11 protein-coding genes are annotated in these 15589 nt (G+C 42.9%); 1 reads left to right on the top strand and 10 read right to left on the bottom strand.

The window, feature by feature from the left end; all coding sequences use genetic code 11:
* Window positions 1–39: 39 nt before the first annotated feature.
* The 8 genes from ACYUCY_RS13580 to ACYUCY_RS13545 form a co-directional block, all read right to left on the bottom strand.
* Complete coding sequence (locus ACYUCY_RS13580) at window positions 40–1884, bottom strand: feruloyl-CoA synthase (protein ID WP_460227044.1); 1845 nt, start codon at window positions 1882–1884, stop codon at window positions 40–42.
* 229 nt (window positions 1885–2113) lie between these two features.
* Window positions 2114–4441, bottom strand: a complete 2328-nt coding sequence (locus ACYUCY_RS13575; protein WP_460227043.1) for a TonB-dependent receptor — start codon at window positions 4439–4441, stop codon at window positions 2114–2116.
* 340 nt (window positions 4442–4781) lie between these two features.
* On the bottom strand, window positions 4782–5240 hold the full coding sequence (locus tag ACYUCY_RS13570) for a MarR family winged helix-turn-helix transcriptional regulator (RefSeq protein ID WP_460227042.1): 459 nt from the start codon (window positions 5238–5240) through the stop codon (window positions 4782–4784).
* A gap of 220 nt (window positions 5241–5460) precedes the next feature.
* Window positions 5461–7581 carry a 3-hydroxyacyl-CoA dehydrogenase NAD-binding domain-containing protein gene (locus ACYUCY_RS13565; RefSeq protein ID WP_460227041.1) on the bottom strand — a complete coding sequence of 707 codons (2121 nt, stop codon included), beginning with the start codon at window positions 7579–7581 and terminating at the stop codon, window positions 5461–5463.
* A gap of 103 nt (window positions 7582–7684) precedes the next feature.
* Window positions 7685–8845 (bottom strand): acetyl-CoA acetyltransferase, encoded by a 1161-nt coding sequence (locus ACYUCY_RS13560; protein WP_460227040.1) that lies wholly within the window; start codon window positions 8843–8845, stop codon window positions 7685–7687.
* A 1-nt stretch (window position 8846) separates the two neighbouring features.
* Window positions 8847–9242 (bottom strand): Zn-ribbon domain-containing OB-fold protein, encoded by a 396-nt coding sequence (locus tag ACYUCY_RS13555; RefSeq protein WP_460227039.1) that lies wholly within the window; start codon window positions 9240–9242, stop codon window positions 8847–8849.
* 371 nt (window positions 9243–9613) lie between these two features.
* The gene (locus tag ACYUCY_RS13550) at window positions 9614–10462 is read right to left on the bottom strand and encodes an OmpA family protein (protein ID WP_460227038.1); all 849 of its coding nucleotides are present in this window, start codon (window positions 10460–10462) and stop codon (window positions 9614–9616) included.
* Window positions 10462–12084: a hypothetical protein gene (locus tag ACYUCY_RS13545; protein ID WP_460227037.1), complete on the bottom strand. Its 1623-nt coding sequence runs from the start codon at window positions 12082–12084 to the stop codon at window positions 10462–10464. Before ACYUCY_RS13545 ends, ACYUCY_RS13550 begins: the two co-directional genes overlap by 1 nt.
* A 286-nt stretch (window positions 12085–12370) precedes the next feature.
* On the opposite strand from ACYUCY_RS13545, the gene ACYUCY_RS13540 reads away from it, so the two are divergent.
* A complete protein-coding gene (locus ACYUCY_RS13540) occupies window positions 12371–12847 on the top strand; it encodes a MarR family winged helix-turn-helix transcriptional regulator (protein WP_460227036.1) in 477 nt (158 codons plus the stop codon).
* Between the two features lie 40 nt (window positions 12848–12887).
* On the opposite strand, the gene ACYUCY_RS13535 is transcribed toward ACYUCY_RS13540, so the two are convergent.
* Window positions 12888–14117 (bottom strand): cytochrome P450, encoded by a 1230-nt coding sequence (locus tag ACYUCY_RS13535; RefSeq protein ID WP_460227035.1) that lies wholly within the window; start codon window positions 14115–14117, stop codon window positions 12888–12890.
* A gap of 65 nt (window positions 14118–14182) precedes the next feature.
* On the bottom strand, window positions 14183–15574 hold the full coding sequence (locus tag ACYUCY_RS13530) for an MmgE/PrpD family protein (RefSeq protein ID WP_460227034.1): 1392 nt from the start codon (window positions 15572–15574) through the stop codon (window positions 14183–14185).
* Between the last annotated feature and the right edge of the window lie 15 nt (window positions 15575–15589).

The raw sequence follows: 15589 nt of genomic DNA, 5'->3' as shown, positions 1-15589 counted from the left end.
TCTTGTTGATACCTATAAAGTTAAACCAGACGAGTTGATTTAAATCTCCACCGAGAAGTCATTTTTTTTACCTACTTGATAGAGCAATTCAATATCATTTTTTCGATTTTCTTGAATCGCACTTGCATTCAATGAACCTTTGTCGGTAATTTCATGGGCATCTAAAGAAGGCGGGTCAGCAAGCAACAGAATTTTTTTAATTAAATTTGAGCTTCCCGTTGCTTGCTTTGAAAATTCACTCAGCATTTTTTTAAATTCTTCTTTGATTACCGCACTCGAACAAATCTCTGTATCACTACAATGTGCCAGTTTCGAACTAAGCATTCGGCAACTATCCAAATCCGGAAACACCAAGGCGCTAACAAAAGAGCGATCACGACCGGCTATCACAACATCTTTAACCAGTGGCCCAAAGTGATCCAAGAATTTTGCCCTCAAAGGCCCTGCGCTAACCCAAGTACCGGTATCCAGTTTAAAATCTTCTGAAATTCTGCCGTCAAATCTAAAACCGCGCTGTAAATCATTTTCATCAACAAACTTAACTGCATCGCCAGTACAAAAGAACCCCTCTTCATCTTTAGCTTTCGCTGTTAACTCTGGTTCTCGCCAGTAACCCGGAGTGACACTGTCTCCTCGAAAACGAATTTCTGTTTTAGAACCAACTTTTACCAACTTTGCTTCTACACCGGGCACGGGCAAACCCAACCAACCAGCAAAGCCTCCATCGCCAGTAGTAAACATTGCGGATGGTGCCGTTTCGGTGCAACCCAAACCTGTGACGATCATAATGCGCTCTCCGCAAGTCGCCAACGCCAACTCTTCTAAGGCATCCCATACCGGTTGCGACAATCCCGCACCGGCGTAAAACAACATATTAACTCGACTAAAAAACTTCTCCCGCAATTGTTCGTCTGCTTTTAAATGTTTTACTAATTCCTCAAAACCTTTCGGCACATTGTAAAAAGCCGTAGGGGCAATCTCTTTCAAATTCTTAATCGATTCCAAAAAACCTTTTGGCGTTGGTTTGCCATCATCGATATACAAGGTTCCGCCGTTGTATAAGACGATACCGAAATTATGATTTCCGCCAAAGGTATGATTCCAAGGAAGCCAGTCAACCAAAACTGGTGCAGGATCAGCTAAGGTCGGCAAAGCTTGAAGAATCATTTGCTGATTTGCAACAAGCATTTTGTGCGTGTTAATTATCGCTTTTGGCATACCGGTAGAGCCGGAGGAAAACAAAAACTTGGCGATAGTCTCTGATGTTACAGAAGCGTGTACCTCATCGACTTTCGAATCCACTTCAGTATTTTCTAGTTCACTAAACAGAGTACATCGAGATTCCGCTAAGGGAGATTCTGTCACAAGAATCTCGGTTTCTTCGCTCACAACCGCTAGCAAGGCATTTTTATACAACTCGCCTTTGTCGACGAAAACCAAACCCGGCGTTATTAAATTTAAACAATATTTAAGTTTCGAATAGTCTGTTGAAACAAGGGAATACTGCGGCGAGATAGGTGCAAAAGGTACACCAATATACATTGCCGCCAAAGCCAGTAGCGCATGATTTATATCGTTGCCGGACAAAATAGCGATTGGGCGATCTTGAGAAAGATCTCGTTCCGCCAACGCGCTTGCGATATGTCTTACTTTATTCCACGCTTGTAGATATGTCAGCGTTTGCCACTGATCATTATTCTTGGGGTCACGTTTGGCGAGAAAAATCTGTTCCGGCTTTTCAGCCGCCCAATGGGTAAGTCGACTCAACATTGTTGTAGGGTATTGCTGTAGCTCTGTGACGCAAGAAATTATCTCGCAGCCATCTTCGCGCATCTCACTGACTGCACTAAGATTTCCCATGTTAATTTCTCTTACCGACGACATATTATTTTCTCGTTAATCTCAAATCTATTTTTAAATATTTCTTTTCTTAGCGTTGCATTAATTCAAGAAATCTTATTTTTAATTGTTAAACAGCTCGTAAAAAAAGGGCGGGACACCACTGAACCCGCCCAAAGTCACATTGACTTTCTAAAAGGTTTACTGCATTTAAGGCGACCCCCTTAATAAAGCCGCCCTAAATTCTTTAGCACTCACTCATTTTCGTCTACGTTTAAAAATTAACGGTAGCGGAAATATAAGCGGTACGAGGACGAGAATAAATAACTTCTGCATAACCACTGCTGGTTCCCAACGACGAATTTCCAGCAACAGCATAAGTCTCGTCTCTTACGTTATCTATCCCGGCAACAACGTTCCAGAGATCTCCTGCATCACCAAATTTGAGTGAGAAATTTACGACGGTTTCCGCATTATTCTGTGCAACTTCAACAGAGTTTGCGGCATCAAAAAATTGCTCATCGGTATAGGAAACGTCTAAACGTGGCGTTAACGCGAGATCACCGAAATTAAACGTATAAGCGGCACCAATACTCGCAGTGTATTCTGGAGTGAAAGGTAATGAGTTATTGGGACCGATTGTTGCAGTTGCTCCAGGAATTACAGAGATGCTGTCAATCTCATCATCGAGATACCCTAAGCTACCTTCTAAGATAAATTCCGCAGTCGGGGCGAAGGTGAATTCAACTTCAGCACCTCTAATGGAAGACTCACCGGCATTGAATAACAATGGTACGATGCCAACGCGATAAGTTAGCTGCATGTTTTCATAGTTTGTATCGAATATTGCAGCGTTCAAACGGAGACTATCAGTGAGGTCAGCTTTAAACCCAACTTCAATCGTTGTCGCTTCCTCTGAATCAAAAGGAATTACATTGCCACCCGGAGGTGTGGCGTTATAACGCTGATTAAAGCCACCGCTCTTGAAACCTTCTGACCAACTCAAATATGCCATTAGCGTATCGGTAAACTGATATTGCCCGCTTAATGAAAGTGTTGTTGCATCAAAAGATTCTTTATGAGGACCATAAGGCACTATGAATGGACCCGCGGGAACAGGGACCGAGATCTCTCCCGTCACGGGAATGGGCACAACACCTGGACTTATAGATATAATGCGCATAGTTTTATCTTCGTCGGTATAACGAGCGCCAGCCGTTAAACTCAGTGCGTCAGTAATATTAAACGACCATTGAGTAAAATACGCAGTACTTTTGTTATTCAAGTCCGCATCTTGGTAGTCAAATGGAACAGTGCCGGCCGGATAACCGCCTGGAGGACCAAAGGGAACCAGCAAGAAATCGTGGACATTTTCATCAAAAAAGAAAGCACCCACCACGCCATGGAAAGATTCACTTTGAAACAGTGCTTGCAGCTCATGACTCGTTTGATCCGCTTCACTTTCGTACTGAGTACTTAACAAAGTTAAATAAGTATTATCGGCATCTCTTGATCCGTCCCATTCGAGACTGCGGTCAGCATAAATGTATTTCAGCGAAACTAAGTCACTAACGTCCCAATTGGCATGAAAAGAATAACCGCTGTTTTCGACATTACTTTCAGCACGAGAATTTCCACCATTTTTATACTCCCCCAAATCCCATGTCGCATTGTTTGCACAACGTTGATCGATAAGACCGGATGGAACTGATGGTGGTGGAAAAGTTGCGCCCGGACAACCTTCTCTCACGCTTTGTGCGGCTGGAAAAACACCGTTCTCATTAATCGCTGCAAACACAAAAGGTGATCCATTTTCTTCTTCTTCCGTGTAATCTGCGCGAATAACAAAATTTAAACCATCCATTGGATCGATGTGAAGCGAACCGTTAAGGGTATAACTGTCTTCGTTACCCAGATCCAAGCCATCGAAAATTCTTTCTACGTAACCATCACGCTCACGAGATCCTAAAGAAACTCGCGCGGCCACTGAATCGGAAAATGGTAAATCAACAGCGCCAAAAAATTCTCGCAAGCTATCGCTACCAACACCGAACTTAACTTTTCCACCAAATTCGCTACCAGGTGCAGTCGTACTCAATAGCACTGCGCCACCAATTGTGTTACGACCGAATAAAGTTCCTTGCGGTCCACGCAACACCTGTACGTTTGATATATCGCGAAAATCTAGAACACCACCAACAGATCGACCCATGTAGACGTCATCAATATACATCCCTACTCCGGGATCAACGCCACCAGAGGAATCGGACTGTCCAACACCACGAATAAAAACCTGCGCAGCAGAACTGTTTCCCGATAAAGGACTGTAACTTTTAAATTGTAAGTTTGGTGTAATTCGACTTAAGTCTTCTGTACCAGTAATCATTCGGCGCTCTAAAGACTCTTCTGTAAATGCGGAAACCGCTACAGGAGTAGATTGAAGGTTTTCCTCAACCTTTCGCGCCGTGACGACGATTTCTTCCAGAAAACTGTCTTGCGCATTTGTTAGCGAGGGCATCGCAACCGCGAAAGCCACGGCGCTTGCTAACAAACAAGGTCGTTTTGGTTTTTTGTTGGAAATATTTTTTGTTTGCATAGACATTTGTTTCTCCCAGTGTTGCTTTTGATTATTAGCACTGACGCACTAATTATTATTTGTATGTCTTACATATTATATTTTATAGAACAAATTGGTATTAACCGGCTTTTGGCCCTCTTTTAGTTTTTGTGGCTTTTTGTAAAAGTCTTGGATACCAATAGGCTAACAAAATGGATCTATATTCAGTTTTATCGTTTTATTTCGACCCATCTTTGAAACGACAATCCATCGCCCTCTTCACTCAAACACCCTTCCAGGGCGTACATAGTGCCAATGTGTTTTAAGAACAAAAACAATTCACACCCATGTTTTGCTAAAGCAAATATTTAAAACAACCTCAACATTATGCTCTTAAATTTTTAACACACTCGAATAACTGTTCTACTTGCTTTTCAGAAAGTCGAGCGCAAACTGACTTATCGTAGTCTTCCACCTTCTTGTCGATGAGCAAAAATTCTTTTTTTCCGACCGAGGTCAGAAATAATGCCTGCATTCTCTTATCAACTAGAGACTTTCGCCTCTCTATCAAACCAGCAGTTTGTAATTTATCGACAATGGCCATCGTCGACGCCCGATCCATTTTTAACATTTCACCAATCGCCACTTGCGAAGAACCTTCATTGCTAGCAACTAAGGCAAAAACACTATACTGCACGGGAGTCATTCCCACTTCTTGCAAAAATCCTCGATTGATTATTCGTTCGGCCATTCTTATTTGGTAACCAATCTTACCTTCTAAAACCGACATGTCGACTGATTTAGAACTATCCGATAGCACTTTTTTCTGTACAGATAAACTCAATGTAAACCTCTTGTTCGATCATTAATTCTTGTGAATGAATGTCTGATTCTTCTTTTTTGGTCAGCCTTTTAGCTATAGCTCTTATGTATAACTCTTGGGGCAAAACTGACTTTCTTTAGTTAACTGATTTATCGATTTACTTAACTAAAATGGAATACATCCTTAAGCAATCAGCGACGCACAACTGTACACGCAAGCATCACTTCTGTACAGGCTTGGGCTAAGCCTTCGACCTTCCCTTCTCCCACTCCGCTAGCGTTTTACCGCTCTCCGCTAGCTCTTTTAAAAGGTTTGCAGGCTGCCAATGGGTATCACCAAACTGTTTTTGAAACTTGATGATACCTTCGTATATTGTTTTTAATCCGAGCACGTCAGCATAGAATAATGGGCCGCCGCGGTAACGCGGAAAACCGTAGCCTGAGCCCCAAACAACATCGATATCGCTAGCGCGAATCGCAACGCCTTCTTCGAGTATCTTTATACCGTCATTAATTAAGGCGAAAATACAACGCTCGATAATTTCCTGGCTACTATGATCATCACGCTGTGGAATATTTAACTCTTCCGCTCGCTTCTTAAGTAGTTCCAAGGCAATTGGATCATCATAACGATTACGATCTCCGGGCTCATAACGGTAAAAACCTTTACCATTTTTTTGCCCCATCCTGCCACCATCATAAATTGCTTGTGATGCCTGATAATACGCGGGATCCGGTGGAAATTGATGAGCGTTCGCTTTATGGACGTTTACGCCGACATCAACACCGGCCATATCAAATACAGCGAGGATACCCATTGCCATACCGAATTCTTGTAAAGCATCATCAATTTTTCGTGGTGTCGCACCTTCTAGCGCCATAAATTCCGCTTCACGGGCATAGCCTTCCATCATACGATTACCAATAAACCCGTAACATACTTTCGCAAGTACCGGCGTTTTACGAATCTTTTTAGCCAACTCCATCGCCGTACTAATAGTTTGATCTGAAGTCGCATCTGTTCGAATGACCTCTAATAAGGGCATCACATTCGCAGGACTAAAAAAGTGTAAGCCGATAACATTTTCAGGATGGGTTGCCACCGCACCAATTTCATTAATATCGAGAGTCGATGTATTTGTCGCAACAATTGCATCAGGTTTAATAATTTTATTAAGCTGCATAAAAATGGATTTTTTCAATTCCATATCTTCAAATACGGCTTCAATTATTAAATCTGCATCGTGCGCGGCATCCATACCAACATGGCCTTTAATAAAAGCCATCGTGGATTCTTTCTTAGCTTCAGTCATGCGGCCACGCTTAACGCGAGAAGCATAGTTTTTATCAATACTATCGAGCCCCCTATTGAGACCCTCCTCACTAATATCGATAAGAGATACGGCAATGCCCGCATTCGCAAAACACATCGCTATACCGCCACCCATTGTGCCCGCACCAATGATGGCGACCTTATTGACAGATCGCGCTTGACTGGAATCAATTCCAGGAATTTTTGAGGTCTCTCTATCAGCAAAAAATAAATGCACCGAACCTTTACATTCGGGTGTCGCCTTTGCCTTGTTAACCAATTCGGTTTCATACAACAAGCCTTCTGCAAAGGATTTACTTAAGGCTCCTTCAACTGCGGTAACAGCGGTTAAAGCGGCAACGCGATTGGGATATTTTTCTTTTGCCAACTTTCGATATTTTTCGAATACATCTTTTCCAGCGGTGGCTGTATCGATACTACGCTCCGACGTTCGATTGGGGCCCTTACCATCGCTAATGAGTTGTTTTGTGTAATCAAACGCTGCTTTGATCAAGTCCGAATCTGTTTTTACGACTTGATCAATAAAGCCCAAAATTTTTCCTTCTTCAGCAGGAATAGGTGTAGCATTTACAATCAAACCTAAAGCCGCATCAACGCCGATTAATCGAGGTAAGCGCTGGGTGGCGCCGGCACCAGGAATAATTCCCAATGTCACTTCCGGGAGCGCGAAACGAGTTCCTTCAATGGCTAGACGATAATGGCAAGCCAGGGCGATTTCTAATCCACCACCCATTACCGTACCGTGCATCGCAACAACCACTGGAATTTCTAGATTTTCTATCTTTGAAAATAATTCACGATATTCGTCTTCTTTTGGCGGGCCATTAAATTCGCCGATATCAGCGCCAGAAAAAAATGTTTTTCCTTCGCAATTCAGAACCACTGCCTTTAAGGATGAATCGCTTTCTATCGACTCAATAGCCTTTCGTAATTCCGTACGCACCTTGGCATCAATCGTGTTGACGGGTGGATTATTGACGAGAACGTGTGCTATCTCATCAACTTTAGTTACGCTTACTACATCAACCATTTATTACCTTCCCATCTCAATTTTTTTCAGTTTTTAATTCATTAACTAACTTTAAGGAAACAAGAACAGAGTGAAAAAACACCTCTGCATAGCACTTCCGTATTTATAATGTTGCTTCAGTACCGAGTATTGCTGTTACCTCACTGGATAAGTGGCCGCCATTTCCATTACACAAAGCCAACTCCGCATTTTTTATTTGTCTTTCGCCAGCGGCACCGCGAAGCTGTTCAACGGCTTCGATAATTAACATCAAACCGTACATACCTGGGTGAACACAACTTAAACCACCGCCATTGGTATTGACCGGCAAGCTACCACCAGGGGCGATATTTCCATTGGAAACAAATTCACCACCTTCGCCTTTCTTACAGAACCCTAAATCTTCTAAAAATAAAATCGTGTTAATTGTAAATGCGTCATAAAGTTCAACAACGTCGATATCTTTGCTCGTTACTCCCGCCATCGCGTAAGCTCGCTTACTCGCTTCAGCGGCGGCGGTCACCGTAAGGTTTTCCATTTGTGCAATTGCAGCGTGTGTCGTATGAACACCAACACCCAAAAGATAAACGGGCTTTTGCAGTAAATCTTTTGCTCGCTCTGCACTCACCAATACAACAGCAGCGCCCGCATCAGCAATTAAACAACAATCTAAAACAGACAAAGGATCACAGATCATTTTGGATTGCATAACGTCATCAATGGACAGTGGCGTTCGACGCATTGCACGAGGATTCAACTGCGCCCATTTTCTCGCAGCCACCGCCACTTCCGCCAAGTGTTCACGCTTAGTGCCGAACTCATACATGTGACGCGCGGCCGCTAAAGCGTAGGCATTCATGGGTGCTTTTGGTTTGTATTCGTCAGAATATTTAAAGTGTTCGCGGGGGGCATCGATAACGCCAGTTTGTTTCAATTTACTGCGCGTGTTGCTTCCCATCGTAATCAAAGCAACTTCGCATAAACCGGATTTAATTGCTGCGGCAGCATGCTGCAATTGGCTAACGTAAACTGAACCGCCAATATTGGTATCGTCCATCACTTTCGGATGAATACCCAAATATTCTGCGACATGCAGACAAGGAAACGTATCAGGGAAATTAGCGGTAAACAAACCGTCTACTTCGTTTTTATTTATTCCCGCATCGGCGAGTGCACGAAAAGTTGCTTCAGCTAAATTTTCTCTCGCGCTGCGACCAGGAATATCACCAAACTGTGTAAGACCAACACCGGCGACTGCTATGGAACCACGAAGGGGGTGTGACATCTTATTGCCCTCCTTCGGGTTTAAACAACACTACTTTTGTTCCATCAATTTCGCTGACAAAGGCTGTTACTTTCATGCCGATTGTTACTTTCTCAGGTTCAATATCAACCACTCGTGTCATCATCCGCGGACCTTCATCCAGATCAACGAGAGAAATATTGTAATCACCCTCTTTCGCACCACGAGGAATCGACGTTGAATACACGACTCCTGAACCCGAAGCATCTATCCACTCCATTTTTTCAGATCCGCAGTGACTACAAATTAGTCGCGGATAAAAAACGTGAGAATCGCAAGCCAAACAATGTTGAATCTTGAATTGTCCGTCTTCTAAATAATTTTGATAAACGAGATCCGGCCCTTGTTCATCAAAGGGCTCATTGACTGTATTACTCATTGAATATTTAGCCTTTGGTTTCTACACCCAAAATAAAATTGAGTGTGCTTCATCGATACTTTCGAAAGATTTTCATAAGCTGATTAGGTATCAACTAATTAGTCCTTAATTCATACTCGCTCGCTTTACTGACAACATCTGCAAGTCTGTAATCAAGCCTTGTTACATATACTTGTTAAACAAAAAATCATGTTTATCAATAAGGTATAAGATAAACATGATTTATTTTTGAACTCTTTTTACTCGCTTCTATGCCTTAGATTTGCCTCGGCGCTGCCAAGTGCGCTGGCAATGTTTGTATGTGTGACATACTATATTCAAACTGGAGCCAGGGTCAATATTTAATTGGAGGCGCCATTAAATACAAAGATCTACTCAGGGATAACCAACTCGATCAATACACGACGTTTTGTTTCTTCGGCTAACCCGCCTTGATAATGAGCGATCGCTACAGGGCTAAGATCTGTTTTTACAGAGAGAATGCCCGCTGGAACCCCTAAACGTGTCAACGCTAAGCGCACCATCTCTGCTCTACGTCTCGCCAAATCTTGTGGCTCTTTAAATTCACGACCATCAACGAGATAAACTTCAGTTGCTGCAGCACCGGTAATAACAACTTTCTTCGGTTTCGCGGCTTTAATTAGCAACGATACTTCTTCGAGAATAACTTCGCTGTACTGATAATTTAAAAAATCAGAATTAAAGTTAAACAAGATATCGAATTGGGTTGTTTCAAACGGCGGTGATGGCAGCACTCGCGGGCTTGAATTAGGTTGCATGCGCTTCAAGGGCAGCGTAAATTTTCGGCCTGGAAAGTTTTCAGCAGGAATAATTCTCGGCGGGCACGTTTCATCGAGCAAAACAGAAACACGAATAGGTTCTAACACTGTTGCACCACACATCTCAGAACCTGAGCTAATTGATACGCCTTCGACCAATACTGCCCTATCGGAAAACGGTTTAGTTAGCGCACCAGTAATATCAAATTGATTGCCACTTTCTCTTTCGAGCCCCAACCAACAACCTGATTTTGGACCCGCGTCAGTATCCCGATACACAGGACATGTCACGAAGCTAAACTGTTCGTTATTGCCCTCGACATTACTAGCTTCAACAGCCTGTTTAGATTTTTCTTCGGCGGATAAAACTGAGCCAGAAAAAAAACCTTGAAGCGCAAGCATGACCAAAACAAGTAACAAATTACTTTTTCGAGTATTCATCAGAGTACGCCCATCAAGTTGGTTAAGTCTTGTTTTTCTTGCTCACTTAAATTGATGTTGTAACGGCGCTCATAATAATCAACGAGATCTTCAATCGTCGCCGCTGATCCATTAGCGAAATACGGTGCACGGGCTGACAAGGCACGCATTGATTGAATTGTAATTTTACCGATGTCTTTACAACGACCTGTCGTCAAGGCCATTCCAGGATCGGTGGTATAAACAACTTTCCCAAAGTGCGCATGTTCGGGATAACCATCCTTACAGCTCAATTTAAATAGTGGCAAATGAGGTGCCGGATCAGCAAAAGGGTGGTTTGTCGTACCTAAATCGACTTGGCCTGGCGCAACGTCCATTCCTGTGCGGGTCATGTTATGACAAAAATTACAATCGTTTCTCACTGGGTTACCAAATCCCATATCAGTAATCCCTGCATTATCGGAAACTAAAAAAGTTCTATCGCGAAATAGCTTCACACCTCGCGCAATTGATTGCCTAAAAGCCAACTGCTGCGCGTTTAATGCTGACTCGCCTTCTTCACTTGTATAATCTTCATCAAGGTACTTAAGCCACGATTCAAATTCATCCCACATGGGTAAACGCGTGCCCGAATTAAGAACGCCGGCTTCTGCTTCGGCTAAATATTTTGGCCCCCCTTTTGCGCCATCGCTACTTAAATCACCGGCCTTGAAATCAAAACTTTGTGCGGCAAATATTTTTGTTTCGAAATCAACAAGTTTATTTAATAGCGCTTCACTGGGTTCTTCTGTTATTTCTAGATGTGTAATTAGCGCATCTCTGGCCTGTTGCTTAAGCGTCCAAACGCGGCTGTCGGCAGTAATATTTCCCGATACCGGTAAATTAGTTTCCGGATCAAGCGGTAGCGGTAATCCATTTTTAGGCTCAAATGGAAAACCCATCGCAGTAATATATTTCAGATTGGCCGTCGGACGCGGGCGTCGATATACAGACACCATCGGCGCAGCACTTTCCAACCCATAATTCGGATCGGTGTTACAACCATTCGGGTCTCGAACAACTTCGATAGTAAATTGTGGTACTACGGGAACGCCATTAATGGGTTCCGGCGGCCACGGACGAAATATTCTGAATAAACCATGATTGATTAGCAGTGAATGCGAACTTGCTTTTTCCTGCGGTAGATTTGGACAATCAGATCCGTCTATCGCTGCGAATAATGGGTCTTTTCCTTGCGTTAATTCCCAACGCTGCTGAATTGTTTTAACGGAAACACTCATCCCATCAGCAGGTTGATGGCAGGTGACGCAAGCGCGCCCATTGGTGCCCAACGCGGTAAAAAATGGATGGTCAGCAGCGGACATTTCGCCATCGCTTTTAAAAACCGACAATAATCCACGGTCGTTAGGGTAACTTTCGAATTCTGGAAATTGACGGTTTTCATCGGGCGACCACCAAGAGTCTGGAGAAGCGAGGCGACTCGACGCGTTTTGATTCTGAGGTTCAGCTATCGTGATCGGGGCGGATGAGTTTTCTGAAACTTTTGATGCCCCGTCATCACCTTGGCTACAGGCGGACAAAAACAACACGCTCGAAATGAGCGCAATAGACTGAAAATTAGAGCCTGAAAATTTTTCTCGCATAGCCTACTCATTTATTTATTTTTTTGAATCTAAAATAGCGCTAAAACATGTATCAAGATCTGAACAAGAGATTTTCCAACCCATTGATTAATACGGATGTAATTTTCGAAAAATCTGCCGAATTTTAGCAGATATACACCCCCTCTTAAATAGTTTGCACTACTAACTATCTAATAAAAAGTGCAGGGTCGTGACACACCCCTTCCAAAACTGATTGAGACTTGCCCCTCAGTAAGGAATAATATCCCGTTGATTTCGCCTCAGATGATGTTAACTAGGACAAGCAATGACCAAGCCCTCAAATACGCCTCAAGACAGCCCAGCCATAGAATCATCGGCTGAAATGCCCGAGCTACGTCACATGCTTGGTCACCATGTCCGAAGAGCCCACCTCAGCATTTGGCGTGAATTTAATGAAAAGGTTGGTCATGGCGGTCTGCGCCCCGGGCAATTCGGTATGCTTTCGTCGGTGGAAACTAATCCTGGTATCTCTCAAATTGAAGTGTCGCGTCTACTCGATTTAGATAAAGCCACCATTGTTTCGCTAACACTTCGTCTCGAAAAAGAAGGTTGGATTACTCGCAAACAGGCTAAAGAAGATCGGCGGCGCCACGAATTATATATCACTCCAAAAGGCAGAAAAAAAGTAAAAACTTTACGCGAAGAACTCGAAGTACTGGAAACTCAATTTAGTAAACGTTTCAAAAAATCCGAATACAACCAATTTATTGAGTTTTTGCAAAGGATTTATCAGCCTGAATAAAAAATGACAAGGCTCTAATTCTTCTTTAAATCTTTCGATATTATTTATTCAATTTTTTGCCGACAACTGATAAAGGAACCGACAAGGTTCCCCATTCCGGCCAGCGTGTCATTTTAACATCACCCGATAATTCGAAATACTCTGTCCTTGCCAGGACTTCCTGCAAGAAAACTTCTAGCATCATCCTCGCCAAGGGTTCACCCGCACAACGATGCGGCCCTAAACCAAATGCAACATGGTCCTTTATGTTCGGTCGATTCAAAATAAACTCATCGCTTCTTGGGAACACGTCTTCGTCCCTATTTGCTGAGGCATAAACCAAAGCGATAGGCTCATCTTTTTTAATTAATCGTCCGCGAATCACTACGTCTTTGTTTGACGTTCGCGCGAAACCTCGATAAGGCGTATAGAGACGTAAATATTCCTCGATAGCATTTGGAATTAATTCTTGATCCTCACGTAATTGTTTTTGCAATTCGGGGTTTTCACTAAGATGATGCAACATAGTTCCTAGGAAAACGCTTGGCGCTATCATGCCAACAACAATCATCTGACGAATCGTTCCCAAAATCATTTCGTCCGGAAGATGTTCACCATCAACTGTTTTTGCTAATAGTGCAGATGTGATGTCTTCTTTAGGATCTCTCGGGTAAGCTTTCCGATCAGCAATAATATCTCGTGCTATTTCATACAATTGCAAACTGGTTTCCTTTACCAGCTCATCATTCGCTTCCTGTAGCGCTTTATCATAAACGCAGGACGTTTCTTTAATCCGCATCGACAAATCTGTCGACAAACCAAAGAATTCGGCAAAAAGATGGCCTGGGAATTTATGTGTGAATTCGTGGCACACATCACCACCGCCTGCATCAATATAAGGTTGGAGCAACTCGACAACCACATTGTGCAAAACCGGCTTAAACTCTTCCATTTTTTTCTTAGTGAAGAACGGATTTAGCGCCGTACGATACGGTGTATGTTCTGGAGGATCTAAATGCAATGGTGGGCGTCGACCCGTAAAAGCAACCTTTGGCACAACATTTTGTACGGAAGTAATATACTGCTTTGGATTTTTGAGCACTCCAACCACGTCATCATATTTGAGCAAGGACCAAAAGCCGTTCCACTCATTACTGTGCACAACAGGGCAACCTGTCCGCATATTTTTATAAATATCATGTGAGCTATAAAAATCTTCTGATGCCAATGGGTCAAAGTCATCGGTTAATCTTTTCTCATCTGTATCATTTTGGTATTTAGAATCTGTCATCTTTGTTCCCAATTTCCTTTAATTTTTACCGTCAGGGGCTAGCCCACAGTGTTCACTTCACTGACTCATAAGTGACAAAATAGTACTTTGCTTAAGTCATTAAACTTTTCTAGATCTAACAAAGAACAATATAGCTCTTCATATTCTCGTTCTGATCTTAAGGTTTTAGAAAACCGGCAACACTGCATAAATTTATCTTTTAAAAAAACATCACTTAAAGGCCTATCAGGATTCCCATAAGCACCTTGTACCGAATACCCGAAAGACCTACCGTCATCTAAAAGAATTTCGACGGTTGCCGAGGTCATGCCTTCCGGGCCATCACCAAGCTGCGTGTCAATTTGATATTGTATTTTTTTAGTTGTTTTTAACACTTCCGCATCATCTAGTTGCTGCATTAAAAAATGATCAAGCACCACTTCACCATGATGAAGAGTTAACGCTACGACATACGGAATACTAAACTTGGCATCAATCGCTGACTGTGGAGAACGTTTTGATTCGATTGGTTCTGCCAACATGCGGTTTATTCTGCTCCCAGAACAAACAATTTTTTCGATGCTATCCAAGTCAAAATTATGTTCTTCCATCGCTGCCTGTATCGCTTCAATAAAAGCATGGGTACCGCGACAACTTGGCCAAGGTTTTAAACTAATATTTTCAATATAAAAATCCTTACCTAAATCAGCGGTGATCGGGTCTGACTTGTAATTGCCGCGAAGGAAGTTATTGAAAAAACCCGCCTTGCCTTGAAAGGGTTGATCGAAACCGTTCACTCCTTGTTTTGCAAGTTGCGCGGCTAATACACCCATATGTGCAGGAAAAGCATCCCTAATGGCACGTATCACCGAACTCGGGCTATGTTTTATTTCTGCACTACAACTTGTATTACACAAAGCAATTGAGAACGCTGATAAAACTTCTCGCTCTGTCAATCCATACAATTTCGCAGCCGCGGCGGTCGCGCCGAAAACATTAAAGATTGGTGGTGGATACCACCCAAAATCGTCTAAAGGTACTTCAACCGCACTTGCTAAACGACAAACCACATCGCACGCAACGGCGATGGCAGTAATCAACTCTTTGCCACTAACATTACCCAGCTCCTCACTTACTGCAATTGCGGCAGGAATACTCGCGGCGTTAGGGTGCATTAAGGTTTCGTCGTGCGCATCTTCAAAATCCAGCGCGTGTGCCAAAGCTCCATTTACAAATGCCGCTTGCACACTGGATGTCTTTTTATCTAAACCAAATAGCGAAGATGATCCCTTACTTTCTTGCATCGCTGATACTGCTTCAAAAGCTTCGACGCCTTCACCAATTCCGCTGGCAGCTAAAGAAACTCCTAAGCCATCAAGCAAGCAACGTTTTGTTGCCTCAACCGCCGCGCGGTTAAGATCTTCATATTTCGTATGCACGACGAAAGCAGCAAGCTGTTGTGAAATACCTGTTTCCATTTTCAAAATCTAATC

The organism is Aurantivibrio infirmus, assembly GCF_054767315.1.
Note: the sequence above shows the minus strand (reverse complement) of the source record. Positions and strands in the feature narration are given on the sequence as shown.